Source organism: Pectobacterium versatile, from assembly GCF_003932035.1.
Classification (GTDB): Bacteria; Pseudomonadota; Gammaproteobacteria; order Enterobacterales; family Enterobacteriaceae; genus Pectobacterium; species Pectobacterium versatile.
This window is the reverse complement of sequence record NZ_CP034276.1, coordinates 2,753,608-2,774,505: the sequence shown is the minus strand read 5'-3', so window position 1 is coordinate 2,774,505 and position 20,898 is coordinate 2,753,608. Positions and strand designations below refer to the sequence as shown.

At 52.7% G+C, this 20,898-nt stretch carries 16 protein-coding genes and 1 pseudogene; 4 read left to right on the top strand and 13 right to left on the bottom strand.

Annotation, left to right across the window (positions count from 1 at the left end; translation table 11 throughout):
* Window positions 1-2: 2 nt before the first annotated feature.
* Complete coding sequence (hrpA, locus tag EIP93_RS12545) at window positions 3-3,890, top strand: ATP-dependent RNA helicase HrpA (protein WP_125232789.1); 3,888 nt, start codon at window positions 3-5, stop codon at window positions 3,888-3,890.
* Window positions 3,891-3,906: 16 nt separating this feature from the next.
* Here hrpA and EIP93_RS12540 read toward each other — a convergent pair whose 3' ends face one another.
* The 7 genes and pseudogenes from EIP93_RS12540 to rstA all read right to left on the bottom strand — a co-directional run bounded on the left by EIP93_RS12540 (window position 3,907) and on the right by rstA (window position 11,372).
* Window positions 3,907-4,746: an EcsC family protein gene (locus EIP93_RS12540; RefSeq protein WP_040031555.1), complete on the bottom strand. Its 840-nt coding sequence runs from the start codon at window positions 4,744-4,746 to the stop codon at window positions 3,907-3,909.
* A 47-nt stretch (window positions 4,747-4,793) separates the two neighbouring features.
* Complete coding sequence (locus EIP93_RS12535) at window positions 4,794-6,572, bottom strand: sensor domain-containing phosphodiesterase (protein WP_103860543.1); 1,779 nt, start codon at window positions 6,570-6,572, stop codon at window positions 4,794-4,796.
* Between the two features lie 473 nt (window positions 6,573-7,045).
* Window positions 7,046-7,906 (bottom strand): trypsin-like serine peptidase, encoded by an 861-nt coding sequence (locus tag EIP93_RS12530; protein WP_109225671.1) that lies wholly within the window; start codon window positions 7,904-7,906, stop codon window positions 7,046-7,048.
* Window positions 7,907-8,142: 236 nt separating this feature from the next.
* On the bottom strand, window positions 8,143-8,445 hold the full coding sequence (locus EIP93_RS12525; protein WP_103860545.1) for a hypothetical protein: 303 nt from the start codon (window positions 8,443-8,445) through the stop codon (window positions 8,143-8,145).
* A gap of 401 nt (window positions 8,446-8,846) precedes the next feature.
* A pseudogene (asr, locus tag EIP93_RS12520) lies at window positions 8,847-9,146 on the bottom strand (acid resistance repetitive basic protein Asr); the annotation flags it as partial.
* Between the two features lie 178 nt (window positions 9,147-9,324).
* The gene (gene rstB, locus EIP93_RS12515; protein ID WP_125232787.1) at window positions 9,325-10,638 is read right to left on the bottom strand and encodes a two-component system sensor histidine kinase RstB; all 1,314 of its coding nucleotides are present in this window, start codon (window positions 10,636-10,638) and stop codon (window positions 9,325-9,327) included.
* Window positions 10,635-11,372 carry a two-component system response regulator RstA gene (gene rstA, locus EIP93_RS12510; protein WP_103860548.1) on the bottom strand — a complete coding sequence of 246 codons (738 nt, stop codon included), beginning with the start codon at window positions 11,370-11,372 and terminating at the stop codon, window positions 10,635-10,637. The genes rstB and rstA overlap by 4 nt, the downstream gene beginning before the upstream one ends.
* Before the next feature lie 219 nt (window positions 11,373-11,591).
* Between rstA and EIP93_RS12505 the strand changes: the two genes are divergently transcribed.
* Both EIP93_RS12505 and EIP93_RS12500 read left to right on the top strand, forming a co-directional pair.
* Window positions 11,592-12,794 (top strand): immunity 26/phosphotriesterase HocA family protein, encoded by a 1,203-nt coding sequence (locus tag EIP93_RS12505; RefSeq protein ID WP_125232786.1) that lies wholly within the window; start codon window positions 11,592-11,594, stop codon window positions 12,792-12,794.
* A gap of 211 nt (window positions 12,795-13,005) precedes the next feature.
* A complete protein-coding gene (locus EIP93_RS12500; RefSeq protein WP_103860550.1) occupies window positions 13,006-13,581 on the top strand; it encodes a YceI family protein in 576 nt (191 codons plus the stop codon).
* A gap of 51 nt (window positions 13,582-13,632) precedes the next feature.
* On the opposite strand, the gene EIP93_RS12495 is transcribed toward EIP93_RS12500, so the two are convergent.
* The 3 genes from EIP93_RS12495 to folM all read right to left on the bottom strand — a co-directional run bounded on the left by EIP93_RS12495 (window position 13,633) and on the right by folM (window position 15,701).
* Window positions 13,633-14,436: an anti-sigma factor family protein gene (locus tag EIP93_RS12495; protein WP_109225675.1), complete on the bottom strand. Its 804-nt coding sequence runs from the start codon at window positions 14,434-14,436 to the stop codon at window positions 13,633-13,635.
* Window positions 14,433-14,909, bottom strand: a complete 477-nt coding sequence (locus EIP93_RS12490) for a sigma-70 family RNA polymerase sigma factor (protein ID WP_219606483.1) — start codon at window positions 14,907-14,909, stop codon at window positions 14,433-14,435. Before EIP93_RS12490 ends, EIP93_RS12495 begins: the two co-directional genes overlap by 4 nt.
* A 69-nt stretch (window positions 14,910-14,978) precedes the next feature.
* Window positions 14,979-15,701, bottom strand: coding sequence for a dihydromonapterin reductase (gene folM, locus EIP93_RS12485; RefSeq protein WP_107332800.1), 723 nt, complete (start codon window positions 15,699-15,701; stop codon window positions 14,979-14,981).
* A gap of 138 nt (window positions 15,702-15,839) precedes the next feature.
* Between folM and EIP93_RS12480 the strand changes: the two genes are divergently transcribed.
* Window positions 15,840-16,256 (top strand): hypothetical protein, encoded by a 417-nt coding sequence (locus EIP93_RS12480; RefSeq protein WP_107332801.1) that lies wholly within the window; start codon window positions 15,840-15,842, stop codon window positions 16,254-16,256.
* 38 nt (window positions 16,257-16,294) lie between these two features.
* On the opposite strand, the gene dauA is transcribed toward EIP93_RS12480, so the two are convergent.
* From dauA to EIP93_RS12465, 3 genes are all read right to left on the bottom strand, one after another.
* On the bottom strand, window positions 16,295-17,998 hold the full coding sequence (gene dauA / locus EIP93_RS12475; protein WP_103970779.1) for a C4-dicarboxylic acid transporter DauA: 1,704 nt from the start codon (window positions 17,996-17,998) through the stop codon (window positions 16,295-16,297).
* Between the two features lie 165 nt (window positions 17,999-18,163).
* Window positions 18,164-19,264 carry a sodium-potassium/proton antiporter ChaA gene (chaA, locus tag EIP93_RS12470; RefSeq protein ID WP_039359089.1) on the bottom strand — a complete coding sequence of 367 codons (1,101 nt, stop codon included), beginning with the start codon at window positions 19,262-19,264 and terminating at the stop codon, window positions 18,164-18,166.
* 348 nt (window positions 19,265-19,612) lie between these two features.
* Complete coding sequence (locus EIP93_RS12465) at window positions 19,613-20,416, bottom strand: siderophore-interacting protein (protein WP_103970778.1); 804 nt, start codon at window positions 20,414-20,416, stop codon at window positions 19,613-19,615.
* Window positions 20,417-20,898: the final 482 nt, after the last annotated feature.

The following is a 20,898-nucleotide window of genomic DNA, read 5'->3' as shown; positions in this document are numbered from 1 at the left end:
ACGTGAAATCACCTCTCAGTGCATTATCTACGCAGTTAAGTGAGCTAATGCTTCGCGATCGGCAACGTCTGCGCCGCCGTTTACAGGGCGCGGCGAAGGTCAGTAGCCCGCAGGCTCAGGCGGCGATCGCTCAGGAAATTGAGGGGGAAATCGCCGCCGCGCGCCAGAAAGTCGAGAACCGACGGGCAAGCTGTCCGGCGATTCACTATCCTGAACAGCTTCCTGTTAGCCAGAAAAAAGACGAGATACTGGAGGCGCTGCGTCATCATCAGGTGATTATCGTCGCAGGTGAAACGGGATCGGGTAAGACCACGCAGCTGCCGAAAATCTGTCTCGAACTGGGGCGTGGCGTGCACGGCCTGATCGGCCACACGCAGCCGCGTCGTCTGGCAGCCAGAACCGTTGCTGACCGCATTGCTGCCGAACTGGAAACACCGCTGGGTGGCAGTGTCGGTTATAAAGTCCGTTTTAACGATCAGGTGAGTGACAATACGCTGGTCAAACTGATGACCGACGGTATTCTGCTGGCTGAAATTCAGCAGGATCGCCTGTTGATGCAGTACGACACGCTGATCATCGATGAAGCGCATGAGCGCAGCCTGAATATCGATTTTATCATGGGCTATTTGTGCCAGCTGTTGCCAAAACGCCCTGATTTAAAAGTGATTATTACATCGGCTACCATCGATCCCCAGCGTTTCTCTCGCCATTTTAATAACGCGCCGATCATTGAAGTGTCCGGCCGGACGTATCCGGTGGACGTGCGCTATCGTCCCGTGGTGGAAGATGCGGATGACAGCGAGCGCGATCAGCTACAGGCGATTTTTGATGCGGTCGATGAACTGACGCGCGAAGGGCCGGGGGATATTCTGGTCTTCATGAGCGGTGAACGTGAAATTCGCGATACGGCAGAGGCGTTGACCCGTCTGGATTTGCCGCATACCGAAATCCTCCCGCTGTACGCGCGCCTGTCGAATCAGGAACAGAACCGCGTCTTTCAGTCACATCACGGCCGCCGCATTGTGCTGGCGACCAACGTGGCGGAAACTTCGCTAACTGTGCCGGGGATTCGCTATGTGATCGACCCCGGTACCGCGCGCATCAGTCGCTACAGTTTCCGCACCAAGGTACAGCGTCTGCCGATTGAACCTGTCTCGCAGGCGTCGGCGAATCAGCGTAAAGGACGCTGCGGCCGTGTCGCTGCCGGGGTGTGTATTCGTCTCTATTCCGAACAGGATTTCCTGTCACGGCCTGAATTTACCGATCCCGAAATTCTTCGCACCAATCTGGCTTCCGTTATTCTGCAAATGACGTCGTTGGGGCTAGGCGATATCGCTGCGTTCCCGTTTGTCGAAGCACCGGATAAGCGCAATATTCAGGACGGCGTGCGGTTGCTGGAAGAGTTAGGCGCGATTAATCTGGCCGAGAACGGGCATTATCGCCTGACGCCGCAGGGGCAACAGCTGGCGCAATTGCCGATCGATCCGCGTTTAGCGCGAATGGTGCTGGAAGCGCGTAAAACTGGCTGTGTGCGTGAAGTGATGATCATCACCGCTGCGCTGTCGATTCAGGATCCACGCGAAAGGCCGATGGATAAGAAGCAGGCATCGGATGAGAAGCACCGTCGTTTTGCCGATAAAGACTCCGATTTTCTGGCTTTCGTCAATCTGTGGGATTATCTGCGCGATCAGCAAAAGGCGCTGTCTTCCAGCCAGTTCCGCCGCCAGTGCCGCACGGATTTCCTTAACTATCTGCGCGTGCGTGAATGGCAGGATATCTACACGCAGCTGCGTCAGGTGGTGAAAGAATTGGGGCTGCCGGTCAACAGTGAACCGGCCGATTACCTGAGTATTCACTGTGCGTTGCTCACTGGCTTGTTGTCGCATGTCGGGCAGAAAGATATTGAAAAACAGGAGTTCAGCGGCGCGCGTAACGCACGGTTTGCGATTTTCCCTGGTTCCGGGCTATTCAAAAAGCCGCCTAAGTGGACGATGGTCGCTGAACTGGTGGAAACCAGCCGCCTGTGGGGACGCATTGCCGCGCGTATTGAACCCGAATGGATCGAACCGCTGGCTCAGCACCTGATTAAGCGGAGCTACAGCGATCCTCACTGGGAGAAAGCGCAGGGCACGGTGATGGCACAGGAGAAGGTGACGCTCTTCGGGCTGCCGATTGTCGCGGCGCGCAAGGTGAACTACAGCCAAATCGATCCGACGCTGGCGCGTGAGATGTTCATCCGCCATGCGCTGGTGGAAGGTGACTGGCAAACGCATCACGCCTTTTTCCGTGCCAACCTCAAACTGTTGGCGGAAGTGGAAGATCTCGAGCATAAATCGCGCCGCCGCGACATTTTGGTGGATGACGAGACGCTGTTTGCTTTCTATGACCAGCGCTTGCCGCACGATGTGGTGTCGTCACGTCATTTTGATACATGGTGGAAAGCGGCCAGCCGGGATAACGCCGACCTGCTTAATTTTGAAAAGAGCATGTTGATTAAAGACGGCGCGGAGAAGGTGAGCGCGCTGGACTACCCGAACTTCTGGCATCAGGGCAGCCTGAAATTACGCTTGTCCTATCAGTTTGAACCGGGGGCGGATGCGGATGGCGTCACGGTACATATTCCGCTGCCTATTCTCAATCAGGTGCGTGAAGAGGGTTTCGAGTGGCAGATTCCCGGCGTGCGCCGCGAACTGACGATCGCGCTGATTAAATCGTTACCTAAGCCATTACGTCGTAATTTTGTACCCGCGCCGAACTATGCCGAAGCGTTTCTGGCCCGTACCACGCCATTAGAGAAGGGGCTATTGGATGCGCTGGAACGTGAACTACGGCTGATGACGGGCGTCACGGTGCCGCGTGAGGCGTGGCAGTGGGATCAGGTGCCCGATCATCTGAAAATCACGTTCCGCGTTATCGATGAGAAGAATCGGACGCAGCGGGAAGGTAAAGATCTGAATGCGCTGAAAGAGCAACTCAAGGATAAAGTGCAGCAAACGCTGTCATCCGTAGTGGATTACGGGCTGGAGCAGTGCGGTCTGCACGTCTGGAGCTTCGGTTCGCTGCCGGATTGCTATGAGCAGAAGCGGGGCGGCTACTCGGTTAAAGCCTATCCGGCGTTGGTGGATGAAAAGGATAGCGTGGCGATTCGCCTGTTCGACACGCCGCACCAGCAGCAGCAGGTCATGCGGCAAGGGCTGCGCCGTCTGTTACTGCTAAACATTCCGTCGCCGATCAAATATCTGCATGAAAAGCTGCCTAACAAGGCGAAACTCGGCCTCTATTTCAACCCGTACGGAAAGGTGTTGGATCTCATCGATGACTGCATCGCTTGCGCGGTGGATAAGCTGATTGAATCATCCGGTGGTCCGGTCTGGCAGGAAGAGGCCTTCCAGCAGTTGCATGAAAAAGTGCGTGCGGAACTGAACGATACGGTGGTTGATATCGCCAAACAGGTTGAGCAAATCCTGACGGCGGTCTTCACCATTAACAAGCGTCTGAAAGGGCGTGTAGATATGGCGATGGCGCTGGCGTTAAGTGATATCAAGAGCCAGATGACCGGTCTGGTGTTCCGTGGTTTTGTGACCGCAAACGGCTGGCAGCGCCTGCCGGACGTGCTGCGTTATCTGCAAGCGATAGAACGGCGTCTGGAGAAACTGGCGCAGGATGTTCACCGTGACCGGGCGCAGATGCTGAAAGTGGAGCACGTTCAACAAGCGTGGCAACAGTGGTGGAATAAACTGCCTGCGGAGCGACGTGATGACGACGATGTGAAAGCGGTGCGCTGGATGCTTGAAGAACTACGTGTCAGCTACTTTGCTCAGCAGCTAGGGACGCCTTTTCCGATCTCGGATAAGCGCGTATTGCAGGCGATGGAGCAGGTAGAAGGGTAATTTTCTCGGTATCACATCAGGTCGGCAAGGGCTGCTTTTTGATCTCAAGGTAAGCCGACCTGATGGCTTCTTCACCATACTGCTGTTCAAGACGTTTTATGATGAAATGACCTTTCGCCATGTTTTGGTAGTGGTGAATAAACAGCGTATTAATGGCCGCACCGCTGGCGGCACCGATCACAGGGACAATCTGCGCGGCCATTTTTTCCGTCATGGTTACGCCCAGCCTGGTGGCGACCGCATCAATCAATTTTGCCAGCGTTTTTCCTGCCTGTGAGGTGCTCATTCTGGCAGACGCTTTCCCCGCGCTTTTTTTGCTGGCAATGCCGATTAATTCGCGGCTGGCATGTCGGGTGATATCGGCCAGAACGGCGCGTGACGTGTAATAAGCAGAATCGGCAGCGTCGTCGCTTTCTTGTGTCCCTCCGAGCGCAAAAACTTCTACACAGGCGGCTTTGACGGAAAAATCACTGAGGGAGAAACCTTCGCTGCGGGCAATATCCGCCACGGAACGCATCATGATGGTGGTGCTGATAGGCAGTTCAACCAGCAGACCCGCCGCGCCAAAAAAACCGCTAACTGCACCGGAAGCGGCGACGGCCAGCTTATGTGTCTTGGGTGATGCTACGCGAGCAGGATCATCGTCCAACGTATAGAGTGCGGCGTCTACCGCTTTGTAGAGCGCGGAATGAACGACATCCTGTATTTTGTTTTTCACCAGAGCGGGTAGCTTCGACAGGCTCCATTCAATCGGTTTTCCAACCAGATTCGCTGCCTGTATGGTAAAAGAGGGGGCTTCCAGCAGCGCCATGGCATGCCTGATGGCGAGCGCATCCTGCTGAGTAAGAAGAGTCATATGCGTTCTCCGTACCGTTGATTGAATAGCTAGCCTGACGGGGTAGATTATGCAGACGTTTGTGACGAGCGAGCCGTTAGCCAAGCGGTAAACGCATCGGGCGGGATCGGTCGGGAAAAATAGTAGCCTTGTACTTCATCACACCCAAAATGAGCCAGATAGTCGAGTGTTTCCTTATTTTCCACCCCTTCCGCCAGCACAATGTAATTCAGTTTGTGCAGCATGCTGATAATGGATTGCACAATGACGCGGCTTTTGTGGTCAGTTTTTATATCTTTAATCAGCGATTTATCCAGCTTGATCACCGTAGAGGGAATATTGCGCAAATAGCTTAAGTTGCTATATCCCGTACCGAAATCATCAAGCGCGATAGTAAATCCGAGCTGTTGCAGCGTTTGGATTGTAGCGAGCGTTTCTGTGCTTTCAATGATTTTCTGCGTTTCGACACACTCAATGTCAATGTCCTGGGGAGTGAGGCCGTGGTTCTCCAGAATGGTGATGAGACGTGGGATAAAGTCATTCTCGGAAAAATTTCTGGCGGAAACGTTAATCGACACGGGGAACGTTAACCCCTTCTGACGCCACTGCTTCACCTGACATGCCGCTTCTCGGGTGACCCAGTCCGTTAACGGGCGCATCAGCGTTGTACCTTCCGCGAGCGGAATAAACTGGTCGGGATAAATCTCACCTAACTCAGGGTGGCGCCAGCGAATTAGCGCTTCTGCACCAATGACAGTGTTGCTCTTGATGTTTAATTTCGGCTGATAAACCAAATAGAGGCCCTGCTTCTTGTTCTGTAGCACATCGGCCAGCTCATTGAGCAAGGTAAAGGCGATTTGCTGCGCTTTATCGGCCTCTGGGTCGTAGGCAAACTGGCGAATATTTTTGGTGATGGCGGTGCGCAGTGCACTCATTGATTCACGCAAGATTTGCTGCGGCTCTTTGGCCGGAATCTGGAATTCGGTGTAGCCAACGAAGAACTCCAGCTTGAGCGGTATATGGCTGGTGATACTTTCATGAATCCGCTCAGCACAGGCGTCGAGTTCCGCCAGAACTTGCTCTTTCCTATCGGCCTTCACCAGCAGGGCGAAACGGCCTACGGCGGCAGAGTACAAATTGTCTGATGAATTTAAGCTAAGACGTAAAAAGACCCCGATATCTTTCAGCAGGCCTTCTACGGTCGGCATACCCAGCGCACACCCCATTTCATAGGCGTAAGAAATGTCGATGGTATCAATCAGAATAAGCAGGTAGGGCTCGTGAATGTCGGTAATGTGGCTAATGTCGTCAATCAGACGTTGGCGATTAGGCAACAGCGTGACGGCATCAATCAGCCCAATTGCGTTGCGGTATTCCATTAACACCATCGCAATTGTCGCTAAATCATGCAGTAGTCGTAGTTGGACCTTGCTGAAACTGCGTGGGAGGTAATCGATGACGCTGAACGTCCCAATGGAATAGCCGTCTTTGGTTTTCAGCGGCACACCCGCATAAAAACGGATAAAAGGTTCGCCTGTTACGTAAGGGCCGTCTTTAAAGCGGTCGTCCTGAGTGGCATCGGGGCAGATAAAGGATTGACCCGTTTGTACGGTAAAATGATCGAAGGAACCGATTTTATCCATATCATCCAAAGGAAAATGGGTTTTCGCTTTAACATGCAGAGATTTGGAGCCGGTTAGCGTCACGAGAGCCGTCGGAGTTTCAAGGAGTTGGCAGGCCAGTTTCGTGAGTTTGTGAAGAATATCGTCTTGAGATGTATCGGTTTTCTGTAATTCGTCGAGAGTCTGCATGCGTTTTTTTTCGTCATGGCTCAAATGTTTTAACATGTAGACTCTTCCTTTCCGCAATAATAATCGCGACAACATCAATTTAATTTAACGGCGACACAATAACATAGAGGCTAAAAATTGAGGTAACTTATTATATCGCCTTTATCTTTACGTTAAGGTTCAGACGTTTTTTTGTCTTAAATCATGTTTTCGGTTTTCAGTGTGCTGTATGGATTTATGATATTTCCCCGTAAGTTACAAGTAGAGGTAAGCGGTCTGGCTGAGAAAGCACTCTGCAAATAAAGGGGGGGATTTAATTATAAAAAATGGTCGCTTCCATAAGATAAAAATAGCACCCTGATAATTGTTATACCCATTGTGGGGTGACAATATGGATGATTAACCTATCCCTCTGATAAGAATAGAACAGATATCTTTTTATACCATGAAATTGGCGGAAAACGATGATGTCAGGCGGTATTCTGAATAATGATTTCCGCCTGACAGTGGGTTGCTGCGGGGCGTTAGCGTTATTTGGGTGAGCTGAGTTTTGGTGAACCCGATTTTGGTGAGCTTAGTTTTGCCAACGTTTCTAACTGCTGACGAATGGCGGTAACGGAAACGGCGCGATTATCGGCTCTATCGCGTTCACTGGCATCGGGCGCGGAACTTTGGATGCCCATGAGTACCCAGCCTGCTGCTGAATTCAGCATCAGCGGGGAGCCGCTATCGCCAGGCAGCGTGTCGCACTGGTGCGCCATAACGGCAGTATGAACCCAGCCGGTGATCAAACAGTTTTGATGGCGATAAAGCGTTTCCTGATGATCTTCCGGGTAACCCGCTTGCGTGACGCGCTGGCCATTATCCTTCAAGGCCTGCATCAACTCCTGACGGCTGCCTTGCCAGAGTGGGAGTGGGCGAATGTCAGGTGGCGTTTGCTTTAGCCGAATCAGGGCATAATCCAGCGGTGCTGCTGAAGGCGGAACGATCCACCCCTCGCCGTCGGCTTTCAATTTTTTGGCGAGCGTTTTATTCGCCAGCGCTTCAATTTCTGTTGTTTCATAACGCCAGCCATTTTCTGTCGCCAGAAAGCGCAGCGCGACGGGTTTATCTATCTCACCTTTCGGTGGTGTGACCACGCAGTGCCCGGCTGTCAGCGCCAGATGCGGGGAAATCAATGTTGCGGTACAGAGGTTGCCGCTGGCGGTTTCCAACTGCCCAATCGCTTGCCACGGCCAGACCGATGTGTCGGGAACGATATCCCGATCGTCATGGTTGAAAAATAAGATTTGTTGCTGCTTCTGCTCGGCGGTGTCTGTCGGTGAGGATTCCGCCCAACTGAGCGGGGCGATAAATGATAATGAACATAACAACCAGGCTGATATGCGCATGCAGTGAATAAACCTTATGAGAGAAGTCATCTTGAGGCGCTAAATATAGCGCGTTGAATTAACTATAGATGTATTTGTTGGTGAGGGACTGAAAATTAAAATGTTATCGAGTGTAAAGGCGCCGGATAACATCACTGCGCTTATTTCATCATAATACCCCTATGCTCAAAACGCGACGCCACGATCTGAAGTGGCGTCGCGTTTTCACATCAACAGTACAGCGAATGACACCCGTTTTATTCGTAGCTGACGATCACGACACGCGCATCTGGACTTAACGCTTTCGAACTCACAGAACCGATGCCTTGCGGCAAAACAGCGTGTTGCGAGCTGTTTTTTATGTGTAGCGTTTGTATTTCACCTTGTCGTTCACAACTGACGGTCACATTATTTGACCGTGTTGCCACATCACAGACGGGTTCGACGATGGCACCCGAAAAGCGAATGATACCGGTCGACGAAGAGGAAGAGGCGAAGGTATACGATGTTGCAGCCAGCGTGCTCAGCAATAGGGCAGATATTTGCAGGGTTCTTTTCATTATACAGTTCTCGGTATTGCCCGGAGTGTAATGATATAAACGGCGCTGAGTGATAAAACTTTACTACTCCACAATCTTTATTTGGCTAGCGGTCTACATTTTTGACGTTCAATGTTTTGACATGTAACCCTCTCGTGATTAATAGCGCTGCGATTAATCACTGCGTGATGCAGGCCCTGTGACTAGAGAAAAAAACTCAGGGTGATAACGCCACAGAGTAGAACAAGAGATAACATAATTTCAAATGAGTAACGCCGCATCATTCTCCTGTCCCCCTATGAAATAAACACCCGGTAAACCGGGTGTTTGATGGTTGCCCTATCGTGGTAAGCCCTTTAGTGATGGGGCTTACCCCAGATAACTCCTTCCCAGTGGGGGAAGGAGAGGGTGATTACCGATTACGCCGCTGGCGTGGTAGCAGCTGGTTTTACTGTTTTCGCTTTCTTCACGTGTTTCTTGGCAGCCTGTGCTTTCTGAGCAGGAGCGGGTTTAGCTTTCTTCACGTGTTTCTTGGCAGCCTGCGCTTTCTGAGCAGGAGCGGGTTTGGCTTTCTTCACCGATTTTTTATGGTGAACGGCTTTAGCCGGCGCAGAAGTGGTCGCCGTAGGCTGAGCTGGTGCGCTGGTTACGGTATCCGCGGCAAACGCTACAGAGGACAGACCCAGTGCCGCACCTGCGATCATAACTAATACTTTATTCATCATCATTTCCTCGTTATCTCATTCACGTTTCGTAGCCCTCAGTTGGGCCGGTAGAGAGAGAATAGGAGAAACAGAGGGCGGCTTCAGTGAGTGATTGGTTTCGGCGTGTAACCTAATGTACAAGCCAGAAAAAGTGGGAAAGACAGGGATAAACGGCGGGGTTACCGCCGTCTCGGTGCTAGTGCTGAATGGCGATTGCGGTCTGTGCTGTCGCGGTTTTTACTGGCCAGCAAAAACGGAAACGGGCACCGCCGAGCGGGCTATCATCCACGGTAATGCTGCCATCGTAAGCCCGGGCGATAGCATGAACAATCGCCAGCCCCAGCCCACATCCGCCGCTGCTGTTCTCGATACCCGCTTCCAGACGGACAAACGGTTCAAACACGCTTTCCCGGCTTTCGGGTGGAATACCGGGGCCGTCATCTTCGACTTGCAGACAGGCGATATGCCCAGCGTCGGACGTCAGGCTGACATGCAATCTGCTGTGGCAGAAACGCAACCCATTGCCGATCAGGTTATTCAGTACCCGCTCCATCAGGCGTAAATCGAGCGCCCCAATCTGGGCTGAATGAGGCATGTCCAGCGAGATGTGTTTGTCAGGGTGGATCAGGCGGAAATCGTCAACTTTTGCCTGTAGCCACGACGGAATATCAATATCGGCAAGATGCAACATCACCTGTGGACGGTCGAGTCTGGCATACGTCAGCAGCTCGTCAATCAGCGCTTCGAGTTGACCAATATCCCGGTTTAACGCCTGTTGCTCGTCTTCTGTCAGGTTGTCGCTCATCGCCAGCCGATAGCGCAGCCTGACCAGCGGCGTACGCAGTTCGTGCGCAATGTTGTCAATCAGCTGCTTTTTACTGTTGATGAGCTGGTTCAGGTTATCTGCCATGAGGTTAAAGGCGATGCCAAGCCGGTACAGGCTTGAAGTGCTATCGAAGTGAATGCGCTCCTCCAGATGACCATCTCCCAGGCGTTGTGCGGCATTTTCCAGTTTTAGCATGGCCTGCCAGTGTGGGCGCATCCAGAGGAAAACCGGCAACGCCAGCGACAGCCCGATGAGCATCACCAGCAGTAAATCCAGCAGCCGCATTTCGTGCAGGAAGAACAAATAAGGAATAGGGCCAACGGCAAGAACATAGTGGCTGCGGGGAATGCGTTGGATAAACGTGTATTCATCATCCAGCGCGATAATTTCCCCCTGATTCAGACGCTGCCGGTTCTTGGGGCTCAGCGCATATTTGCTCACCGGTTCGATGTGCAGTTTGAATGACAGGTTTAAATCAAGCTGGCTGATGGTTTTATGCCAGTCGCGGGGCGGAATTGCGCGCAACTCATTACGAATGAGATACAGCGAGCTTTTCATCAGGTCATCCATGGACTGACGTCCGGCACGTTCGGCCGTGACTTTATAGACCAGCCCGACCAGAAGTGTCATGACGACAAAGCAGGCGAACAGCAATAGAAAAAACTGGACGAACAGCTTTCTCATAGCGTGACGCTCTCCCAGGTATTGGGGGCAAACAGATACCCTTTGTTGCGCACCGTTTTAATACGGAACGGCTCCAGCGGGTTGTCGTACAGTTTCTTACGCAGACGGGAAATCGCGACGTCAATGCTGCGATCCATGCCGTCGTAGGTCACGCCGCGCAGATTTTTCAGCAGTGCATCCCGATCCATAATGTGACCCGCATGGGTCGCCAACTGCCAGAGCAGATCGAAATCCGCGGTGGATAACACGATGTGCTCTTGCCCTAATGTCACTTCCCGGTTGACCGGATCGATACAGAGCAGGCCGAAGTGCAGGGATTTATGCACCTGCAACGCGGCGGGCGCCGCGTTTTCGGTCACGGCCTGGGGCGCAGTAGCGTATTGCCGCAAATGCAGGCGCAGGCGGGCGAGCAACACGGCGGGCGGCGTGGTTTTCAGAATGTAATCATCGGCACCCATTTCTAGCGCCAGAATATGATTCATATCGCTGTCCAGCGAGGTCAGCAGCACAATCGGGCCTGTGTACTGTGGCCGCAACTCCCGACAGATGGTCATACCGTCTTTACCGGGCAGCATGATGTCCAACAGCACAAGGTCGGGCTGCTGCTGTTCAATAAAGGCCAATGCCTGATCGCCCCGAGCCTCAACCTGAACATCAATGTCATGCTTGCCAAGGTAGGCGGCGATCAATTTCCCCACCTCGGTATCATCTTCTATAAAAACAATTTTATGCATGGTCTCTACGTCATCCCCAACTCACTGTTGCTAGCATAGCCTGATGATAGGCGATAAACGAGAAGTGAAGCGTAAATGGGTGTTAAGTGTTTGTTTATTTGCTCAAATTAGATAAGCTGCGAGGCGTGCTTTTTAGGCGATATTGCGCCTGATTCTCGGCGTTTACCGAGAGCAGTCACGACATAATAATTAATTATTCCACTGGGAACCGCGCTTAAGATGAAACCGATTGACCAAATAAACAGCTGGATGCAGGAAGCCTTACGCCCTTATTTCGGGCTAGAACCGTTGTCGTCGGAATGGGATATTATCACCGTGCGTGACGGCTATTTTATCTGCTTCGATGGCGATACGGTCCGTAAGCGCATTACCGCCACCGAGTTAAACTATCAGGAAGAAGATGTCATTATTCACACGCGCGAACGTGACGTTATTCTGCCGAGAACCGCGCGCGGTAAAGAAAAGAAGCTGACGTACACCAGCGTTTCCAGCGTGATGGCCGATGGCATTGTGTTTTCTGCGGGCGTCAGAACGCTGAACTCGGGAAGCTACGGTTATATCAACGCCAGCAATTACCGCAACTCAATCGGACTACCGTTGCCGGAATGCCGTCATTTGACCACTAAAGAAGAGATTGTCGACTGGTTGCGATCTTATCGCGAGCGATTGCCAGCGGATTATGCGCACAAGCTGGAACGCTTGATGAGTGCGAAAAACCAGCAGCATAAAACGGTTCCGGGCGATATCTTTCGGGTCGAAATAGATTTGCATACCGATGGCTATGTTCTGGTGATTGGTAACCTGCGTCAGATGCAAAAGGACGAGCTGTTTGCGGAACACAGCATCTGGAATGATGTGATGACGATGCCGCTGTTTGTTCGACCTTATCTGCTTCGCACAACCGAGCGTAATCCCTCTCTGTCGGAGATTGTGGCATCTCCTTTGTCTGAAAAATGCTGGATTGTCATGGATAATGCTTTCCTGCGCGGTAATTACGAGTATGTGGGCTCGAAAGTGTTGTCGGAAGAAGACATTCTGTTTCCTGTTGGCTATGGCCCCAACATCAGCACAAAGAGAAGCGACTACCGTTTGTCTTGGGGACCCAGTTCGATCGTGAAAGCCAGTCAAGATACAGTTTTTAAAGCTGGGCGTAACTATATGAACAATGGGGCTTATAGCAGCGTGTCAGCCGAATCCTTCGCTGATAAAGGTTTCCCTGACTACGATAAAACGTTGCACAAACCGGCACATCGTGAAGCGTGGGAACGGGCATTGGCTGAGTTTGGCTTTCCACCCGATACGACCTACGATGCCTTCGCCCAGCGTACTGGCGGGCTGACGCGCGTAGCCTACCTGACGTATGTCGCCAGTAATAAAGCTTACCAGCGTAAGGCGCGAGTGAAGAAAAAAGAGACGAAATAGTATTCGTCCTCTCGTCGCGTTTGGCGGGAGGTAGCGGCATGCCCGCTTACCATCAGCACTGGGTTTTTCCTCGGGGGGAGAATGCCAGAGGTGAAAGGGATGCCCACCGTCTGACAAATTTCTTCCACATTGATAAAAATAATGAAAATTGGCCGAATAGATTCGTTCGTTGATGCGTTTACACATTGTCTACTTTTAGGAGAATCCTGTTATGACGCGCATCGTTCCCGTTTTGGCCGCCGGGCTGCTCATCAGCCCACTGTTGCACGCTATGCCTCTCAACTACACCATTGCCACGGATAAAACCGCCATTGCGCTTTCATGGCAAGCATTTGGTCACCTTTCACAAGCTTCTCTCGACGGCGTGACGGGCAACATCACACTGGATGCTGAAAAGGAAATGGATGACCGTATTGATGTGAAAATCCCCATTACGACGCTGCATGCTTCCAATGGCCTGCTGACCTACCAGTTAAAAAGCAGCCTGTTTTTTGATGCTGAGCACTATCCCGATATTACGTTCACCAGCAGTAGGGTGGTGGCGTTGGGACATGGTCACTTTCGGGTTTTTGGTTCACTGTCGGTAAAAAACGTTCAACGTCCGGTCATTCTGGACGCTACGCTGGAAGAACATGGCGGAAGCGTATCTGGCGAAGAAGCGTTGTCTCTCCATGCCACCACGGCGATTTCTCGCTCGGCCTTTAATATGGATCGCTTTACCGGGGTGGTGGACGATCGCGTAGCGATTAATATTGAAATTCAGGCGAAAGCTCGGCGCGCAGTATAAATATTTGCCCTCCACACGCGGAGTGTCCGTGTGTGGAGGGCAGTGAACAGGCTATGCCAGCGCCGTCTGTAACCTGAGCGCGCTTTCAGTCAGTTGCGGCGCAGGATTACGGCCAATTAATACGAACTGATAGCCACGATTGTGCCACCAAACGACATGCATATTATGGCGCTGCTCATTGTTAAGTGCTGAGGCGGTTGCCCCACGATCGGGAGAAATGCACAACGCCATAGGGCCATACTTGGCATGCATCCAGGCAATCTGTGCAATGGCGGTGCTGTCGTAGCGCAGCATACGCACTATTTTCAGCTCCGCGCCTTGAAGCGTCAGCTGCTGTTCATTGAGTGGCAACCCAATGTCTTGAGCGGCGCGAGACAGCCCGCGTTGTAAGGTGGGTAAGGAACTGTCCGCATCAAGCAAGGTTTCGGTGCTGTACAGTGACATGTACTGCGCTTCAAGATCGCGAATTTTCTCACTGTCGTTGCGAACAACCGAAACAGGACGCGTGAGGTAGCCTAGCCCCGATCCTATCACCAAGAAACTGAGTGAGGCTGCAATGAGCGAGCGGCGGCTGACACCGGCATGCGATGGCGGTTCTACGGATGCCGGATGCGTCGTCAGCAGTTCCTCAAGCCGGGCCTGCATCTTCGCCTGAGGTGCTTTGTTGAGTAATGGCGCGAAGGCCTCTTCAAAATCGAGTTGGCTTTTCATCAGCTCGGCGGTGCGCTCGGCAAGTTGTTCGTCTTTTTCCAACTGTGTCGCGAATTGTTGCGCATCGTCGTCATCCATCTCACCATCCAACCAGGCAACGATGGCTTCATCACCGTAGGGGGGCGTAAAACGCATGGGTTTCAAGACCGTTTCTCCTTTGCCGCGGGCAGAGCATCAACTGATTTTGCCAGCGTACTTCGTGCTGTGGCCAGCCGGCTCATAATGGTGCCGATGGGTACTGATAGCGTGTCTGCTGCTTCCTGATAGGTAAATCCTTCGACATAAACTAAAAATACGGTATTGCGCTGCGCTTCTGGCAAGGCGCTAACGCGCTGCATTATTTTCTGGTAATGCCGACAATCATCATTCCGCTCTCGGGTATCTGGCGCCAATAGGGCTTCGCTTTCGACAAAACCTTGGCCCAGACGCACGCGGCGTGCGCGCAGTTCGGAAATCCATATCGAGTGGAGAATGGAGAACAGCCATTTGTCGATTCGAGTGCCCGGGGTAAATTGCCCGCTTTTTTCAAGCGCGCGAACACAGGTGGACTGGACGAGCTCTTCGGCCACCTCATGGCTGCGCGACAGCACCAGTCCATAGCGCCACAGGCGCGTCAAATGAGCAGTAAGCTGCTGGCGAACTTCGCTGGTGGTGATTGGTTTATCCTCACATTGATACTCAGGGAATTAACGCAAAGTCCGTCCACCATCAACGCCTAGCGTTTTCCCGGTGACGTAACGGCTGCTGAGCAGGTAATCCACCAACTGGACAATTTCTTCTTCACCGGGGGCAATTTTCATCAATGACTTTTCCAGCGCCTGCTGACGATAGGATTCGTCATCCTTTTCATTAAACAGGATTAGACTGGGGGCGATCGCGTTGACTTTCACCTCGGGTGCCAGTTTGCGGGCAAACGACCGCGTCATGTTATCCAGTGCCGCTTTGCTGGCGGCATAGGCAATGTGTTTATCGCTGCCTTTTTCTACCACGTAATCCGTCAGATGAATGATATCTGCACCAGCGATGCCTTGCCCACGCAGGCAGGGCTCCAGCAGTTGGTTGAGTAAGTAGGGCGTATAGACATGAATTTGCAGCATATCGGCCAGCGTTTTTTCTGGCGGTGTGGTGGGGTTTTCGGGCTCCCAGCGGCTGGCATTGTGAATAATGGCGCGCAGCTGCGGCGTGAGCGACTGGATTTGTTCCGCAAACGCATAGATATTTTCCGTGGTGGAAAAATCGGCGGTCAGACAAACGGCGCCATCTTGCTGTAGCGTTTCCAACTCAGGATAAGGTGTGCGATAGCTGATGATGACCGGAATCGACTTGGCCAGAAACGAACGCGCCAGCGCCAGCCCAATACGCCGTGCGCCGCCGGTAATTAACACGGGAGCAGAAGAAAAAGTTGTCACAATTAGGTCTCCTCAACACGCTAGTCAAAAGGGGGCGAAGCGTGACAATATACCTGAATTAACCACTATGTAGTTTACGGTTTTATACCCGTCAGGGTAGTGCGCGGCAAACCACTGGCGAAGAGGAGAAAAGGGAATATGGAAAAGTCCCCTGAGTCTACAAGTTCCAGCGAGCCACTCTGTCTGGACTACACGGATTATTTAGCGGCACTGTGCAAGAAACGTTGGCGTTTCGTGGATGCAATGTACGGCGTGATGCCGATTTTTGGCATGGTAACCAAGATGGCGCCGTCTCGGCAGAGTGCACCGAAAGAGCGGCTGAAGGGACTGGCGCTACAGGTGCTTTCTACGCAGGTGAGTGACGAAACCAACATCATCAGGCTGATTACGCTGGCACGTCAGCAAGGTCTGGCCGCATTTGATATCCAACTGCCTTATTCGCTGACGAACGAGCAACTGAACGCCATTAGCAACGAATGTGACGACGCGCTGGATTTAACGCTGCGGGACGAACGCTTGTCCGTCCGATTCAACATGCCAGCCGTGCAGCATTAGCACGGCGTGGCCTGCACACTATTTTTATTCTGTTTCCGCTACGCAGAGCGCACAGTCGTCGCCTCAATGGCCTGCGCTAATGAACCGTAGAAGCTGAGCCGCCCTTCAATAGGATGAACCTTCGCCCTCGCCAGCGTTTTTAGCGGCTGGAAGGGAATGTCGGTGATGATGAGCTGTTTGCCCTCGGGCAGCGTTTCGCTAAAACGCAGGAACGCATTGAGCCCGCCAGCATCCAGCACCGGCACGGCATCCCACTGTAAGATGATATTTTGGTAGCCTTCGCTGCGTACGGTCAGTTCGTTGAAGATGCGCTCCGCCGCGGCGAAAAACAGCGGGCCGTTAATGCGCAGCACCAGATGATCCGGGATTTTGGTGTCCGGTAGCTCGCTCAGGCGGGTCATCTGTGCGATGCGACGCATGAAGAGCAGGGATGCCAGCACGATGCCGACGGTAATCGCGATCACCATATCGAACAGCACGGTCAGCGACATACAGAGCAGCATCACGATAATGTCGTCTTTCGGCCCGTGGCGTAGCAAATCCACCACTTTGTGCGCTTCACTCATATTCCAGGCGACGATCAGCAACAGCGACGCCATTGCTGCCAGCGGCAGATAAGACAGCCACGGCGCCAGTATCAGCAACGCCAGTAACACCAGCAGCGCATGGATCACCGCGGAGATCGGCGAGTTTGCTCCTGCGCGCACGTTGGCGGCGGAGCGGGCAATCGCAGCGGTCGCGGTAATGCCGCCAAAGAACGGTGCAATGATGTTACCGAAGCCCTGACCCATCAGCTCTGCATTAGAATTGTGTTTTTTGCCCGTCATCCCGTCCAGCACGACGGCGCACAGCAGCGACTCAATCGCCCCCAGCATCGCCATCGAGAACGCCGCAGGCAGCAGAGCGGAAATGCTTTGCCAATCCAGCGTCATCGTCTTCCCATCCGGCGACGGAATATCCCACGGCAGAATGAGCTGCGGCAGGATAGGCGGAATCCCTTGCCCCTGCGAACCGTCGGCCAGCATATAGCTGAACCGGGAACCAATGGTGGCCACATTTTCACCAAGCAGCGACATGATTCCCATCACCGCGACGCCTGCCAGCAGCGCAGGCAAGTGACCGGGCAAGCGAATACCGAGTCTGGGCCAGACGATGAGAACTAAAAGCGTCGTTGCGCCAATCAGCGTATCAGCAAGATGCAGGGTAGGTAGCGATTGCGCCAGCGCTGCCACTTTTTCGACGTAATGCTCGGGGACTACCGCCATCTGCAAGCCGAAGAAATCCTTGATTTGCATGGTACCGATGGTGATAGCGATCCCGGAGGTGAACCCCAGCGTCACGGAAAGCGGAATATATTCAATCAGGCGGCCAAAGCGGCAGAGCCCCATCAGCAGCAGAAAGACGCCGGACAGCAAGGTGGCAACCAGCAGACCGGATAGCCCGAACTGTTGCGACACCGGATACAAAATGACGACGAAGGCGGCCGTCGGGCCTGAGACGCTGTAGCGTGAGCCGCCGCTGACGGCGATGACAATCCCGGCAATGGCTGACGTATACAGTCCGTACTGCGGAGGAACGCCGCTGGCAATGGCCAGAGCCATCGCCAGTGGTATGGCGATGATGCCGACGGTCACGCCAGCGATAATGTCATGGGTAAAACGTTGCAGCGTATATTTTTCGCGCCAGCACGCATCGATCAGCGCGCTGAACGGCCTGACGCCGTTAATTCCGTGCGTTTTCATCTAAGCAGAAACCAAAGTAAGGAAGTAAATCAATATGGCGGGCCTGCCGGTCCGTCGACGACAGCCTTACGATACGCCGGACGCGCTCAGAAGATCCAGATATACATCAAGAGAAGTGAGTTTTGGTGAGGCCGACGCGATGAAAACCGCGTCGGCAGGGGAATTTTACAGCGTGATGGTGATCAGATAGGCGGCAAAGAGCGCCAGATGCGCGCTACCGCTCAACACATTGGTCCTACCGGTAGAGAACGTAATGTGGCACAGCACCAGTACCGACAGCATTACCACAATGTGTGGCATATCCAAACCGAAATTCAGCGTGCGGCCGGTCAACATAGCGATGATCGTAACGGTAGGGACCGTCAGTGAAATGGTTGCCAGCACGGAACCGAAAAACAGGTTCATAGCACGCTGTACCTGATTTTTCAGAACGGCGCGAATCGCTCCCAGCCCTTCAGGAGAGAGGATTAACAGCGCGACCAGGAAGCCCGTAAACTGCGTCGGCGCGTTCATTTCGGTCAGCAGCGTTTCCAGCGGCATGGAGTTCGTCTTGGTGACCGCGATAACAGCAATCAGGTGAACCAGCAGCCAGGCGGTGTGCCACAGTGAACTGTGCGCGGACGGTTTACCATGGTGCGGATCGTCACCGTCCCCTTCGTCTTCATGCTCATAGACAAACAGGCTTTGGTGCGTACGCGTTTGAATCAACAGGAATACGCCATACATCGCCGCAGAAATAGCGGCAATAATCAGCGATTGCGCTACGCTGAAATTACCACCGGGCAAGGCGCTGGGGAAAACCAGCACAATTACGGCCAATGGGAAGATCGCCATCAGGTACTGCTTGATGCCGCTGAGGTTGACGTACTGTGTGGCGAATTTACGGCCGCCGAGTAAGAGGGCGAAACCGACCAAACCACCAGTGACAATCACGATAATGGAATAGAGGGTGTCACGCATCAGGTCCGGGCCAGCGTCACCGGTTGCCATCAGCGCAGAAATCAGGCTGACTTCAAGAATGACGACGGACAGGCTGAGGATCAATGAACCGTAGGGTTCACCCAGACGGTGTGCGAGCACGTCGGCGTGACGTACTACGCTGAAGGCGCTGAACAGTATCCCGGCTAGCGCGATGGCGTTGATGCCGAGAATGGCGACAAAATCTTGTGAGCTGCCCCACATGTAGAGCACGGCCAGCGCAATAACAGGAAAAATGAGTGAGTATTCGTGATGGCGAGTTTTGACCACCTCAGCATGAGACTTCATTGCGGGAGTTCTCCTTATCCAGAGGAATGATACGGCAAAATATCCCCGTCATATTTCAAGCCAGCCTACTGGTAACTCGAACTATTTAGGGCATAAAGCAATTTATTGAGGTCGTGAACCCCTTTATTCAGGGCGTAAACCATTTATTAAAGACGTAGAACAACAATAAACAGCAAAATGTTACTAAAAAGTAGTTATAACGTAATAAAACGAACAATATGATAACAGATTGTCATGCTGGTGCGGTTTTTTTTACGGATTTTTACGCTTTGAGATGAAATTTAAATGAAAAGGGAGAATCTGCGTGTCTTCTCCCTATCATGATAATATCAAATGTTTTTTTTGTGGTTATGCGTCAGGATTGTCCATGATATCGTGACGTTTATGATGATAATCCTCTTCATTTAACCCTTCTCGCCAATAAGGCACAGCATACATCTGATTTCGCTCACACCCGCGTTCGCGACGCACGTGGCGGCGAAGCTGAACCACGATGCGATCCTCACCGGCTAACCAGTAAAACGCATTTTCAGCCGACGGAAGTGCCTGAAACTGCTGCAACAATACATCGGTCGCGTCCGTTCCGCCGACAATCCAGTGCAACTGAAGCTGTGCTGGTTTAGCGATATCAAGTTTATCCGCCTCGCTGTCGACACGGATTACCGCATGCCCCGTTGCGTCATCAGGCAGGTTCTCCAGCAGTGCCATGAGTGCGGGGAACGATGATGGGTCAGCAGCCAGATAATAAGCGGCGGCTGGCGGCAGCATCGGGAGCGGGCCACCGGGTTGCGAAATGCCGACCCAGTCGCCGAGCTTGGCCTGACGGGCAAAGGTGACGGCAGGGCCGGCGTGCTCATGCAGCGCGAAAACCATATCCAGCTCCGCATCCTCCGGGCGCACCGCACGGACGCTATAGGTGCGAACGATGGGGCGGGCTTCGCCCTCTGGCCAGATCGGGCCGCGTTCGCCAATCGTAGGCAGAGCCGGTTTTTGCTGCCTAGCCTGAGGCAAAAAGAGTTTGATGTGTGCACCGTATCGCTCGGTCGGATAATCGCGCAGCGCGTCGTGATGGAACGTAATGCAGCGTAAATGAGGGGAAATATCGTGGATGTGTTTAACCTGAACTAAAACAGGCTGACGCGGCGTTGCCATTCAGTGTCTCCGTGGATAGTCGATTCCAAATTAAGGATGATAATAACACGAGATGATAATTATTATCATTTGATGTCTGCCCGTTATTATTCTTGTCGTAGTGGATACTTTTTATTGAAGTCGAGAGCTTTCACGTCAAGCATACGGCTTTCGTCAGGTTCCTGACGTCACAAAAATGAGGTTTGTATCAGGAATACGTCAAGTCTAGCGGTGAGTTGCCGATTAGTTGATATACCCGTCATACTTCAAGTTGCATGTGCGTTGGCTGCGCTACTCAGCACACTGGCGTGTGCCTCGCCCCGTTGGGGCCGCTGCAAGCAGCGTTCAAACCTGCCAAAGGCAGGTTTGTCACGCACCCGAATCACTTACTTATGTAAGCTCATCGGGATGCCTTCTCTTGCCGCCTTCATGAAACTCGAATTATTTAGGGTACAAAAGCTGAATCTTGTGTGACTGAAACATTATCACGAACTTTTTCAGTT

Excerpts from the sequence above, each read along its gene's own strand:
- EIP93_RS12530 (WP_109225671.1), bottom strand. The coding sequence starts at position 7,906 with ATGCGCATATCAGCCTGGTTGTTATGTTCATTATCATTTATCGCCCCG.
- EIP93_RS12480 (WP_107332801.1), top strand. The coding sequence starts at position 15,840 with ATGGAAAAGTCCCCTGAGTCTACAAGTTCCAGCGAGCCACTCTGTCTG.
- EIP93_RS12540 (WP_040031555.1), bottom strand. The coding sequence starts at position 4,746 with ATGACTCTTCTTACTCAGCAGGATGCGCTCGCCATCAGGCATGCCATG.
- rstB (WP_125232787.1), bottom strand. The coding sequence starts at position 10,638 with ATGAGAAAGCTGTTCGTCCAGTTTTTTCTATTGCTGTTCGCCTGCTTT.
- rstA (WP_103860548.1), bottom strand. The coding sequence starts at position 11,372 with ATGCATAAAATTGTTTTTATAGAAGATGATACCGAGGTGGGGAAATTG.
- EIP93_RS12505 (WP_125232786.1), top strand. The coding sequence starts at position 11,592 with ATGAAACCGATTGACCAAATAAACAGCTGGATGCAGGAAGCCTTACGC.
- EIP93_RS12535 (WP_103860543.1), bottom strand. The coding sequence starts at position 6,572 with ATGTTAAAACATTTGAGCCATGACGAAAAAAAACGCATGCAGACTCTC.
- EIP93_RS12465 (WP_103970778.1), bottom strand. The coding sequence starts at position 20,416 with ATGGCAACGCCGCGTCAGCCTGTTTTAGTTCAGGTTAAACACATCCAC.
- EIP93_RS12500 (WP_103860550.1), top strand. The coding sequence starts at position 13,006 with ATGACGCGCATCGTTCCCGTTTTGGCCGCCGGGCTGCTCATCAGCCCA.
- EIP93_RS12525 (WP_103860545.1), bottom strand. The coding sequence starts at position 8,445 with ATGAAAAGAACCCTGCAAATATCTGCCCTATTGCTGAGCACGCTGGCT.
- dauA (WP_103970779.1), bottom strand. The coding sequence starts at position 17,998 with ATGAAAACGCACGGAATTAACGGCGTCAGGCCGTTCAGCGCGCTGATC.
- chaA (WP_039359089.1), bottom strand. The coding sequence starts at position 19,264 with ATGAAGTCTCATGCTGAGGTGGTCAAAACTCGCCATCACGAATACTCA.